Origin of the sequence: Echinicola sp. 20G (assembly GCF_015533855.1) — a bacterium.
Lineage (GTDB): Bacteria > Bacteroidota > Bacteroidia > Cytophagales > Cyclobacteriaceae > Echinicola.
In genome coordinates this window covers 2,665,146-2,676,903 of record NZ_AP024154.1, presented here as the reverse complement: position 1 = coordinate 2,676,903, position 11,758 = coordinate 2,665,146, and the positions used below count along the sequence as shown (strand labels likewise).

Annotated in this window: 11 protein-coding genes; 7 read left to right on the top strand and 4 right to left on the bottom strand. The window is 37.2% G+C overall.

What is annotated here, in order from left to right; all coding sequences use genetic code 11:
- Positions 1-40: 40 nt before the first annotated feature.
- The 3 genes from JL001_RS11265 to JL001_RS11255 all read right to left on the bottom strand — a co-directional run bounded on the left by JL001_RS11265 (position 41) and on the right by JL001_RS11255 (position 5,376).
- Positions 41-1,081, bottom strand: a complete 1,041-nt coding sequence (locus JL001_RS11265; RefSeq protein WP_200976174.1) for an NAD-dependent epimerase — start codon at positions 1,079-1,081, stop codon at positions 41-43.
- 228 nt (positions 1,082-1,309) lie between these two features.
- Entirely contained in the window at positions 1,310-2,257 is a 948-nt protein-coding gene (locus JL001_RS11260; RefSeq protein ID WP_200976173.1) for a PorP/SprF family type IX secretion system membrane protein, read from the bottom strand.
- A 29-nt stretch (positions 2,258-2,286) separates the two neighbouring features.
- Positions 2,287-5,376, bottom strand: coding sequence for a gliding motility-associated C-terminal domain-containing protein (locus JL001_RS11255; protein ID WP_200976172.1), 3,090 nt, complete (start codon positions 5,374-5,376; stop codon positions 2,287-2,289).
- 352 nt (positions 5,377-5,728) lie between these two features.
- On the opposite strand from JL001_RS11255, the gene pfkA reads away from it, so the two are divergent.
- Together pfkA and JL001_RS11245 are read left to right on the top strand one after the other, a co-directional pair.
- Positions 5,729-6,703, top strand: coding sequence for a 6-phosphofructokinase (gene pfkA / locus JL001_RS11250; protein WP_200976171.1), 975 nt, complete (start codon positions 5,729-5,731; stop codon positions 6,701-6,703).
- Between the two features lie 3 nt (positions 6,704-6,706).
- Positions 6,707-7,030 (top strand): hypothetical protein, encoded by a 324-nt coding sequence (locus JL001_RS11245; RefSeq protein WP_200976170.1) that lies wholly within the window; start codon positions 6,707-6,709, stop codon positions 7,028-7,030.
- Here the strand turns inward: JL001_RS11245 and miaA are convergent.
- On the bottom strand, positions 7,015-7,929 hold the full coding sequence (gene miaA, locus JL001_RS11240) for a tRNA (adenosine(37)-N6)-dimethylallyltransferase MiaA (RefSeq protein ID WP_200976169.1): 915 nt from the start codon (positions 7,927-7,929) through the stop codon (positions 7,015-7,017). The genes JL001_RS11245 and miaA overlap by 16 nt on opposite strands.
- Positions 7,930-7,984: 55 nt before the next feature.
- On the opposite strand from miaA, the gene JL001_RS11235 reads away from it, so the two are divergent.
- Genes JL001_RS11235 through JL001_RS11215 form a run of 5 tightly spaced genes read left to right on the top strand, consistent with a single transcriptional unit; the run spans position 7,985 to position 11,732 of the window.
- Positions 7,985-8,740, top strand: a complete 756-nt coding sequence (locus JL001_RS11235) for a response regulator (RefSeq protein ID WP_200976168.1) — start codon at positions 7,985-7,987, stop codon at positions 8,738-8,740.
- Positions 8,733-9,113, top strand: coding sequence for a response regulator (locus tag JL001_RS11230; RefSeq protein WP_200976167.1), 381 nt, complete (start codon positions 8,733-8,735; stop codon positions 9,111-9,113). Before JL001_RS11235 ends, JL001_RS11230 begins: the two co-directional genes overlap by 8 nt.
- Positions 9,114-9,133: 20 nt before the next feature.
- Positions 9,134-9,412 carry a hypothetical protein gene (locus tag JL001_RS11225; RefSeq protein ID WP_192007813.1) on the top strand — a complete coding sequence of 93 codons (279 nt, stop codon included), beginning with the start codon at positions 9,134-9,136 and terminating at the stop codon, positions 9,410-9,412.
- Complete coding sequence (locus JL001_RS11220; protein ID WP_200976166.1) at positions 9,409-10,182, top strand: MBL fold metallo-hydrolase; 774 nt, start codon at positions 9,409-9,411, stop codon at positions 10,180-10,182. The genes JL001_RS11225 and JL001_RS11220 overlap by 4 nt, the downstream gene beginning before the upstream one ends.
- Complete coding sequence (locus JL001_RS11215; protein WP_200976165.1) at positions 10,173-11,732, top strand: NFACT RNA binding domain-containing protein; 1,560 nt, start codon at positions 10,173-10,175, stop codon at positions 11,730-11,732. Before JL001_RS11220 ends, JL001_RS11215 begins: the two co-directional genes overlap by 10 nt.
- The last annotated feature ends 26 nt before the right edge of the window (positions 11,733-11,758 follow it).

Below are 11,758 nucleotides of genomic sequence, written 5' to 3'. Positions count from 1 at the left end.
TAATGCCCAACCCGACAATTACACAATTTCAATCTTAAAACTATTCTTTATAATAGTCCAGATACCAAGAAACAAATTCATCCACTCCTTTTTGAATTGGAGTATTGGGCTTATAACCTGTATCCGCACAAAGGTCTGTCACATCTGCATAAGTAGCGGGAACATCCCCAGGTTGCATAGGCAACATTTCCAAAACTGCCTTTCTATTAGTAGCTTTTTCAATAGCATGGATAAAATCCATTAAATTCTCTGACTTGGAATTACCTATATTATAAATCTTATATGGCGCTTTGGAAAAAGTCGCACCTTTCTCCTTTTCTTCTTTTTTAGGTGGAAGCAGAGAAGTCCTATAAACCCCTTCCACAATATCTTCTACATAGGTAAAATCACGCTTCATTTTCCCATGGTTAAAAACTTTTAAAGGCTTTCCTTTCAAAATTGCATCAGTAAAAAGAAACAATGCCATATCAGGTCTTCCCCAAGGGCCATATACCGTAAAAAACCTCAGTCCAGTGGTAGGAACCCCATACAAATGACTATAAGTATGTGCCATCAATTCATTGGATTTCTTGGATGCTGCATATAAGCTAACTGGGTGGTCTACGTTATCCGAAGTGGAAAATGGCATTTTTGTATTAGCTCCGTAAACTGAGCTAGACGATGCGTAAACCAAATGTTTGACTTTATGATGTCGGCATGCTTCCAAAACATTCAAAAAACCTACAATATTAGCGTCCACATAAGCCCTTGGATTTTCAATAGAATACCGCACTCCTGCTTGAGCCGCCAAATTGACAACGACATCGAACTTCTCATTTTCAAAAAGTTGCATCATCACCTCTGTATCTTCCAATTTGGTTTTCATAAATGATAAGTCCTCATAAATAGTGGAAGTAGCTATTTCATGATCCTTAACATCTTCTCTAACAATTCCTAGATTTGCAAGTCTTCCAAACTTAAGTCCTATATCGTAGTAATCATTAATACTATCTATACCAACAACCTTATGTCCCTCCTCTAAAAGTTTTCTAGATAATCCATGACCAATAAAACCAGCTGATCCAGTCACCAAAAATTTCATAATACACACACTTTTAAGCCTGTTATCCGAATGGCAGGCATTATAAATTGATTAAGCTGTAAACAAAACTAAACAAATATATAAAAAAGCATTAAACATAAAAATAAATGCTTTTTATAATAATGTAAATCTATTACAGATTAGATCTCTTTTTTTCTATTTTTATACGAATATAAAAAAAATCGTACTCGAAGAATACGATTTTCCTATTTGGGGCAACTTCAAACATTACCACATTCCAAAAATACCTTTATCAGTCTTATTAAATAACCTAATGGATGCCATAAACTCGTGCGTACTGCCGTACATCTTGGCTTGACTTCTAGTAGAAACTTCATAAATATATCCAACTTTGAATCTATCCATTACAAAGCCAGTTTGTAAACTTGTAGAATAGTCAACCCTGTGTCCAACACCCAACCAAACCTTATCCATAAACAATGCCTTAAAATTAAATTCAGCATTGTAAGGCAAATCTTCTTGAAGCCTGTATAGAACATTTCCGACCAAACCTACATTTTCGCTTACCGTTCCTCTGAACCCTGCCTGAAGGTTATAAATTGGAGGCCTTTTGGCATAGAAATCATCTCCACTTGAAATTTTACCTGAAGCCACATTTTGCAGGGAGTATCCTATGTAATAATTTTTATGGATTAATGATAACCCTACATTAAAATCAAAATACTTCATTTCAGCAAACCCTCCCATATACTTTGCCAGAGATGGATCATCTGATTGCTCTGGTGTCAAAGCATTGCCATCTAGTTCTGTATTCATATACTTTATACCCGCTCCCAAACCAAGATGGTGCTTTTCCGAAAGCTGAATTCTAGAAGTATAATTAAGTAATAATTCTGTTTCTGTAAATGGACCATGTTTATCATACATAACAGCCAGCCCTATGGCACTTTTACCAACAGAACCTACACTATCCACTCCATTTATTTGAGAAAAGTCTCCTTCCACACTTCCAAAAACAGTTTTCGGGGCACCTTGAATCCCATTCCATTGGTTCCGCACCACACTTTTGGCACTACTTCCCTCCAAACCCACCAAACTCGGGTTGAAATAACTCTGAAAAGAACTAAAGTGGCTGATATATTTTCTACTCTGTGCAGATACTCTGATCAAACTCAAGGGTAGAATGATGATCAATAATATAAATATCTTTTTCATGTCTTCTTCTTTTTAGCACAAAAGCCTATTTAATCTCTGATTAAAGTGAGCATCCCTCTTCTTTTTTGCCCAGCTCCCAGCTCTACTACATAATAGTAGGAACCTACCGGCATAGCTATTCCTTCGTATCGGCCGTCCCATCGATCCTTTGGATCAAATGTGACAAACACCATTTTCCCACTTCTCTCGAAGACCATAAGTTTTACATCATCATAAAACTGCAATGCCCTGATACCCCACTCATCATTAATACCATCTCCATTAGGGCTAAAAACATTAGGGATATTCAAATCATTCAATTCTGGTTTGGTCCTAGTAATCACAAATACTTTGGTGATCACATTTCCAACCCTATCAGTACTAGAAATAGTTATGGTATACTCGTGTTGATCATCCGGCATTTGTGCAGGGTCAAAAAACAACCGGTCGCCCAAAATGTAAAAATACTGTTCATCAGCATGGTCCCCAGTCAATGCATAAGTATGTTCATCATCATCAGGGTCTACCGTAGTCAAAATACCAAGTGGTGCATTTGGGTCATCTTCTACCGAAAATTCATCTTCACTAAGTAGAATATCTGTAGGAAGCTCCTTCTCTAAAACAATAATGGTTACACTTGGCTGCAGTTCTGATGGATTGGTATATTCACTGCCCGTGAGGTTTAAATCACCAAAGTTCTGATAGACATTAGGCTCTAAGCTATTGTAATCCTGAATATCCCAGTTAACATTTACCATGACTTTTTCTCCGGAAATTGTAACCACTTCAACCTGATTCGGTAATGACACATCTTCTATCGAAGTCCCCCATTTCACTGAAATCACCTCAGGTTCAGTTACTGATTCTATGACATTACTTTTTAAAGTAATGGTAAACTTAAACTCAGTAACATTCCCACTTCTATCCATAGCCATGATGGTTATTTCAAAAGGCTCATTGTACCCGCTAAATACTGTCCCTTTTGCAGGGGACTGATTAATCATCGCCAGACCGCAGTTATCAGAAATCTCAAGGATAGCTAAATAGTCCTCAAGGACGTACTCTCCACTTTCCCCAACATATATATCAATATTCTCTTCTACTCCATTCACAGTCGGAGCCAGTTTATCTGACACATTAATCGTCACATCGTGCTTCACCACTTCTCCATCAGGGTAGGAAATTGACAATGTGATTAGATTATCCCCAATGTTGCTACAGCCAAATGAACTCTCGCTTAATGCAAAGCTAAATTGATCCATTGTTACACAGCTTGCACTAAACCCTGTAACAATATCTTCATAACTCAATTCTGCAGTCCCGTCATCTCCCAGCTCCAAATTCACATCTTGAATCACAAATTCAGGAGCTTCATCACTTTCAACCGTTACTTTTACTGTTGTAGTAGTTTCATTCCCAGCTAAATCGGTTGAAGTTATGATCACTTCGTTTTCGCCCAAATGATCACAAGTAAAAGTATCATTATTCAAAGAAAGCCCTATCTCTGATGAAGCTGAAAAATTATCTGAAACGGATTCTACTATCATATCTGGTGTAATGGTTACTGTGCCATCTTCTCCCAACTTAACTACCTTATCCATGCCTTTTAATACAGGACCTGTCATATCGATAATTAATCCAAAAGGCTCACTTCCATCACTCTCATTACATGCCCCATCTACCGATTTTGCAGTTATCTCAAAACTACCTTCCTTAAGATCAAGACCTGTAGCATCAAAACTCCAATTACCTTCAGTATCTGTTGTCACTTCGCCCACTTCATCGTCATTAACAAGAACCTTTACTGACACACCGGCTTCTGCTGTGCCTGAAATCTGAAGAGCCGCAGTGTTCGTTATACCATCATCCTCCGAGCTTCCGGAATCAGGTGTAACTCCCGTTACTACTGGAACACCTGGTGCCGTTGCGTCAATGGTGATATTATTTTCTACCAGATCTTCTGTTTTAGTAAAAGTAAGGTCAGTCAGAGCATTTCCTGCCTCATCTAAAATAGTAGTTCCATTTAATGTTAGTGATTTGATATCAATTCCATCCGCTTCAGAATCTCCCGCTTTAATTTCATAACTAAAAACCAAATCAGTTTCAGTGCTCGCTTCTAAATCAAATACTGCAGACACATCCCCTGAATCCAAATTAATAACCAAAACAAAATCACCTCCAGATACATTAACAGCTTCACTCAGCTCTAAATGAAAAACTAGTTTATTCTCTCCGCAAATGGCATACACACCATCTTCAGGTAATACTATCTTAGTCACATAAGGTCTTATACCATCTACTAAAATCCCAGAAGTATCTGGAAAAGTACTTATGGATAAGTCAGCTGCTTCCTCCACATTATCGGCAATTGAAGCTCCCTCAAGTAATATCTCAGGTGTAATCACCACCCCATCACTATCTATATCCCCCTCTTCAACCTTGTAGGTAAACACTAGTCTATTAGTCCCTGACCCAGAATTGTAATACAATTTATCCTCCTTACCTCCTACATTGATAGGCAAAGAAGGTGTACCGTCTTTTACAAAAATCGGTTTATTAAAAATAAAAGTGACTTGAATGGTCTTGTCTATTCCATATAGGTCGTTCTCCGAAACAATAACATTCGTAATAACTGCTTGAATATTTTTTATCCTAATAATTCGATTTTGGCTTTCACTAACATTTCCATCAATGTCAGTTATCGTAAAAATCACAATTCTATCCTCGGAATTAGGCACCACAGAAACGTTATTATACGTTAGTTTTTGCAGGATCATTTGATAGACTTCAAAATCAGCCTCTCCTGTGATGCTTAGCTCCCCATTTGTAAAATCATAATTAACGGTCAACCCATAGTCCCTGGCCAAATCAACCACGTCAGGATCAATAGTGATAAATTCATTTCCCCCGTCAGGGTGATTGCTCAACTTCACTATCGCCTTAGAAGCTTTATCGGAGTCTGCGTCTGAAACTGTAACCCCTCCGTCTATGGTCACAGCCCCTTTACCTGCTTCAAATTCAGTGAAGCCAGGTGTCGTAGTAATTACTGGAGATACCCCTGCCATATAGTTGGTGGATAGCGAGAAGGTACAGGTGATAAACATTACTCCAATAATTGTTAAGAGTAGAGTTTTTCTCATTTGAAATTAGTAAGTAGTCTCAATTAACGTCTAGTAGAGTTTTGTGAAATTCAAAAATTTTAGTCCGAAATACACAAAACTTTATTTATTATCAATCAATTAATACAAAATAAAATTTTTACTATGTGTGTGATTAGCAAATATAGTAATGTATTTCAATTTGCAAAAAAAAACACCAATTTATTAAAAATAACACCTAATACCTGGTTTTATCTAACAGACATCTACTTTCATGTATTTCATATATTTCTGTTACACCAGTACTCTTTAAAATCGAAAAGAATTAATTTTTTAATTACAATTCCATTCATTAATGTTTAATTTTAGCCAACTAAAAAACCTATATAAACCAATGAAGAAAATCGCTGTATTAACCTCTGGAGGTGACGCTCCTGGAATGAATGCATGTATTAGATCAGTGGTAAGAACCGGCATTTACCATGGCTTGGAGGTCTATGGAATCATGTATGGCTACGACGGAATGATCAAAGGTGAAATTTCAAAAATGGAATCCCATGCTGTGAGTAACATCGTCCAAAGAGGTGGCACCATTTTAAAATCAGCCAGAAGTTTAGAATTCAGAACAAAAGAAGGAAGGCAAAAAGCCTACGAACAACTTAAAAAGCATGACATCGAAGGGCTTGTAGCAATCGGAGGAGACGGAACTTTTACTGGTGCAAAAATATTCTTCGAGGAATTTGGTATTCCCACTATTGGCTGTCCTGGAACCATAGACAATGATATTTATGGAACTGACTTTACCATTGGTTTCGATACAGCTATTAATACCGCGCTGGAAGCTATTGATAAAATCAGGGACACCGCGGCTGCCCATGACCGTATCTTTTTTATAGAAGTAATGGGCCGTGATAGTGGATATATCGCGGTGGAATGCGGCTTGGGCGGGGGCGCTGAATTGGTAATGGTACCTGAAACAAAAACAACGCTAAACGAGGTAGTAGAAAAACTAAAAGGTTCTCGAAAAAGCAAAACTTCCAGCGTTATAGTGGTCGCTGAAGGTGACGAGGAAGGCAATGCTGCTGAAATCATGCAAAAAGTCAAAGACACCATCAACGATGACACCAAAGACTTTAAAGTAACCACGCTAGGCCATATTCAAAGAGGTGGAAGCCCAACAGGAAAAGACAGGATGCTCGCTAGCCGATGCGGTATGGCAGCTGTAGAAGGACTAATCAATGGCAAAGTAAACTGCATGGCTGGAATTATTCATGACCAAGTGGTCTACACAAGTTTTGAGGACTGTATTACCAAAGACAAACCTCTGAACAAAGACACATTAAAACTAATCGAAATCCTAAGTATTTAATCAATGGGATTTGTACCAATATTTTTAACTCTAGGTGGCTTTATATTTCTCTTTGTCTTAGTGGTAAACCACAGTATAAAAAGCAAAAAGGAGCAATATAAAGCTGCCTTAGCTCACCTTTCTTCCCTACTGCCAAACAACAAGGCCTCTGAAGACACTCCGTCTCTAGAAAAACTCGCTTCGCTTATAGATAAGGACAAAGATAAATCAAGTGAGATATTAAGTTCCTTTGGCAAAGCCAAACTCTTAAGGCATCAATACAATGAACTCATAAAAAAGAGTCCCTATAGCTTTGTAGCAAAGGTTTCTGGTCACAATCCTATCTGATTTTCTATATATCCAAGCACTTGATTGAACTGATCAGGGTGGAACCAAACCATATCCTCATCTTTCCTAAACCAAGTCATTTGACGCTTAGCATACCTCCTAGAATTACGCTTGAGCAACCTAAGCGCTTCCTCTTTATCATATTCACCAGCCAGATAGTCAAATATTTCCGTATACCCTACCGTTTGAAGCGCATTCAGGTTTTTGTAGGCGTAAAGAGATTCAGCTTCTTCAAAAAGTCCTGCCTCAACCATTAGATCCATTCTCAAATTGATGCGATCATACAGCTCTTCACGATCTCTTTCCAGACCTATCTTGATGATTTGAAATGGACGTTCTGTTTTCTTTTTATTCCTATAGCTGCTAAAAGGCCTACCTGTACCTATAGAAACTTCACAGCCCCTTATCAGCCTTTGGGGATTATGAATATCTACTTGTTCATAATAAACGGGATCTACTTCCTTCAGTTTATTACGGATAGCTTCTATCCCATCACTTTTATATAATTCATTCAAATAAGTCCTAATTTCCGGATCAATATCAGGAATATCATCAAACCCATTGCAAACTGCATCAATATACATTCCTGAACCTCCAGTCATAATGACCACATTACTTTTTTGAAAAACATCTTCCAAAAGAATCAAGGCATCTTTTTCAAACTTCCTAACATCATAATCATCGTGAATCGACAAGCTATCTACAAAAAAATGCTGAACCTCCTGTCTTTCAGACATACTTGGTTTTGCCGTGCCCAATTCCGTCTCCTTATAAAACTGACGACTATCAGAAGATATAATTACAGTATTAAATTTTTTAGCTAGATTTATGCATAGTTCAGTTTTCCCTACAGCTGTAGGACCTGCTACTACCACCAAATATTTATTTTTCCCTTTCAAAGCAAGCTAATTATTATCAGTGTATTGCTATATCAAAATTAGTAAATAATAGGTCATGGAAAATAAAAAGATTCTGATCGTTGATGACAATAACCTAAACAGAAAGGTGCTCGAAAACATCATTTGTCATAACTATCAATTTGAATCTGCAGAAAATGGTCTCGAAGCAATCGAAAAAATAAAAAAAGATGTCTTTAATGTTATCTTAATGGATATACAAATGCCTGTGATGGATGGAATTACAGCGCTCAAAATCATCAAAGAAGAAGTGCTTACGGATGCACCAATTATTGCAATATCTGCTTATTCTGACCAAACTGATTATGAATACTTCCTTTCTGCCGGTTTTGATGAATTTATTGCCAAACCTGTTAAGCCTAAAAAGTTACTAGAAAGTATCCAACAACATTTGAGTAACTACCATAATGCTCCTTTCTCAGACAACCAGCAGCTCACTTCAGACATTTTAGATGAAAGTGTCCTAATTCAACTGATGAAATACAATACTATAGACAATATCAAAACGGTCTATGAAGACTTTGATGAGGAAGCTGAATGCCTGATAGGTGAGATCAAACACCTTATTGATGTTAAGAAATATTCAGAAATTGGCGAAAAACTTCATATATTAAAAGGTAACTCCGGAACATTGGGCGCCAAACGACTATTTAAGCATGTTGGAATTTTTGAACAAAAAATTAAAGACACAAATTTTGAAGATATTATTGAAGATTATTTAACATTGCAAAATCAACTAAACATCTTTAAAAGCCATTTAAAAGATAAAATAACCCACCACAAGAATGAGTGATAGTAAAAAAATATTGGTAGCCGAGGACAGTTCTGTCATTATCAACCTGACTAAAAACGTGTTAATGTTTGAGAATTATCAAATCACATCAGTAAAAAACGGTAAACAGGTTTTAGAAAAATTGAACAAAGAAGACTTTGACCTGATTTTAATGGATATCAATATGCCTACCATGGATGGGATCGAATGTACAAAAGCCATCAGAAATTTGGAAGACCCCGAAAAAGCTGAAATTCCCGTAATAGCAATTACCGGAAATTATAAGAACTATACATTGGATGATTTCAAACAAGCGGGCTTAAATGATTACCTACAAAAACCGCTAGATTATGACTTACTTCTATCTACCGTAAAAAAGCATTTGAACAAATAATCCTTCAATATCAAGCATAGATGGCTGTAAAGTACACCAAAACCTTCTTGGATAAAATCGAGAGCCTTTTTGCGGAATCAGATTATATGCTGCGGTACGAAAAAGGCAACTTCAAATCCGGTTATTGCTTATTGAAAGACACCAAGGTAGTGATAGTCAATAAGTATTATACCTTGGAAGGCAAAGTAAACACTCTTATTGATATCCTGAAGGAACTTAATTTCAACCCAAAAGAGTTTAAAAATAAGAAAAACCAGGATTTCTATATCGAACTTCAACAAACAGAACTTAAGCTTTGACAATTACTTTTTTAGGAACAGGAACCTCTCAGGGAGTTCCGGTTATTGGTTGCAACTGCGGAACATGCACATCTCTTGATTTCCGAGATAAGAGGCTGAGAAGTTCTATCCACATCCAAATCAAAGACAAAAGTTATGTCATTGACACTGGACCAGACTTTAGAGCGCAAATGCTCAGAGAAGGCATCAAACAATTGGATGCCATAATTTATACCCACGAGCATAAAGACCATACCGCAGGACTTGATGACATACGTCCTTTCAATTTCATGCAAATGAAGGACATGCCAATCTACGGAACCAAACCTGTCTTGGAACAAATAAGAAAAGAATTCTCCTATGTTTTTTCTCCAAAAAAATACCCAGGCGTTCCCCAGATAATCACACACGAAATTTCAAACGAGCCATTTGAAGTACTCGGAACTACTTTTTGCCCCATTGAAGTGCTCCATTATAAACTTCCAGTTTTTGGTTATCGCGTTCATGACTTTACTTATATCACTGATGCCAAATACATCTCCGAAACTGAATTAAAAAAAATCAAAGGAACAAAAGTACTAGTGCTTAATGCTCTTCAAATAAAAGAACATCTGTCGCACCTCACCCTTGCTGAGGCTTTAGAAATAATTGAGATCATTAAACCAGAAAAGGCCTATCTGACCCATATCAGCCACAGACTTGGAATTCATGCTGATATTGAGAAAGATTTACCTGAAAATGTTTTCCTTGCCCATGATGGACTTAAGATTACCCTTGACCAATGCATTTAAATTATCATTTTCTGAAATTCCTATGTCCTGAACTAGATACATTATTAGCCAACAAAGATCTGGTTGTTTGCTTTTCCCAAAACAAAGACGAATTGGTAATGGGTTTTACCGATGATATTTCTGAAGTTTATATTAGAGCTAATCTAAACCCTTCCAACACTTGCCTAAGCTTCCCCGACGAATATAAAAGAAGCAAGAAAAACAGTGCTGATATATTTCAGGAAATTATTGGTAACACTGTAAAGTCTGTAAAGGTACTGTCAAATGAAAGAGCTTTTACCCTAACCTTTAATTCCGGGAAATTACTACTCTTTAAATTACATGGAAATAGAAGCAACGTCCTTCTTTACCCATCCATTGAAGCATTACCCAATACAATCTTTCGAAATGAATTAAAGGAAGATAAGAATCAACTAATTGCTCCACTTGAAAGAGAGTTGGAGATCTCATATGAACGCTTTGTTTTATTAGATGGAAATGCGGCTAGCTTCATGCCCACTTTGGGAAAAATCCCTAGAAGCTGGTTAAAATCAAAGGGATATATTACAGCTTCCATAGCAGAAAAATGGCAGCTTATGGAAGAAATGCTAGACATGCTCAGCACTCCATTATTTAGCATTATCCATGAAAACGACCAGTATGAACTTACCTTACTTCCTGCACAGAAGGCACTATTTTCTACCCATAACCCGGTCGAAGCATGCAATGAGTATTTCCGATATGCGGTAATCTATCAAGCCTTTGAAAAAGAAAAAAACACTATTTCAAAAGCCTTAGAAGAGCAAAAAAAGAAAACCGAAGCCTATATTAAAAAAACATCTGTCAAACTCAAGGAACTTCAACATAGTTCACCTCCCAGTCAAACGGCTGATATAATTATGGCCAACCTCCATCAAATCCCACCGGGAACTCAGGAAGTAACCTTGTTTGATTTCTATCAAAACAAAGAAATCACCGTACAACTTAAGAAAGGCACTTCTCCCCAGAAGCACGCTGAAAACCTATATAGGAAATCAAAAAACCGGAAAATCGAAATACAACAATTAGAAAAAAACCTGGACGAGAAAGAGTCCCATTTTCTTGAGTTGAGTGAGCTTTTGGATGAACTGCTCACAATAGATGGGTTCAAAGACTTAAGGGAATTCACAAAATCAAACCAGCTTTTCAACAAACCAAAGGATAAGCAAGAGACTTTACCTTTCAAAAGATTTGAAATAGATGGATTTGAAGTATTGGTAGGGAAATCTGCAAAGGCCAATGACCAATTATTAAGGCAGTTCGCATGGAAAGAAGACTTATGGCTGCATGCCAAAGATGTGTCAGGTTCCCATGTCCTTATCAAACACAAAGCTGGTCAGAGCATTTCAAAAACAACATTGGAAAGATCCGCCGAACTTGCCGCTTATTATTCAAAAAGCAAAAGTGAATCATTGGCAGCTGTTATGTATACCCCCTGCAAATATGTGAGAAAAGTAAAGGGATCAGCCCCTGGAGCTGTGATGGTAGATAAAGAAAAAGTAATCATGGTTAAACCGATAGGACCAAACTAAAAAGGCTTCCCTCGGGGAAGCCTTTT

Excerpts from the sequence above, each read along its gene's own strand:
- JL001_RS11215 (WP_200976165.1), top strand. The coding sequence starts at position 10,173 with ATGCATTTAAATTATCATTTTCTGAAATTCCTATGTCCTGAACTAGAT.
- JL001_RS11265 (WP_200976174.1), bottom strand. The coding sequence starts at position 1,081 with ATGAAATTTTTGGTGACTGGATCAGCTGGTTTTATTGGTCATGGATTA.
- pfkA (WP_200976171.1), top strand. The coding sequence starts at position 5,729 with ATGAAGAAAATCGCTGTATTAACCTCTGGAGGTGACGCTCCTGGAATG.
- JL001_RS11235 (WP_200976168.1), top strand. The coding sequence starts at position 7,985 with ATGGAAAATAAAAAGATTCTGATCGTTGATGACAATAACCTAAACAGA.
- JL001_RS11255 (WP_200976172.1), bottom strand. The coding sequence starts at position 5,376 with ATGAGAAAAACTCTACTCTTAACAATTATTGGAGTAATGTTTATCACC.
- JL001_RS11225 (WP_192007813.1), top strand. The coding sequence starts at position 9,134 with ATGGCTGTAAAGTACACCAAAACCTTCTTGGATAAAATCGAGAGCCTT.
- JL001_RS11245 (WP_200976170.1), top strand. The coding sequence starts at position 6,707 with ATGGGATTTGTACCAATATTTTTAACTCTAGGTGGCTTTATATTTCTC.
- JL001_RS11260 (WP_200976173.1), bottom strand. The coding sequence starts at position 2,257 with ATGAAAAAGATATTTATATTATTGATCATCATTCTACCCTTGAGTTTG.
- JL001_RS11230 (WP_200976167.1), top strand. The coding sequence starts at position 8,733 with ATGAGTGATAGTAAAAAAATATTGGTAGCCGAGGACAGTTCTGTCATT.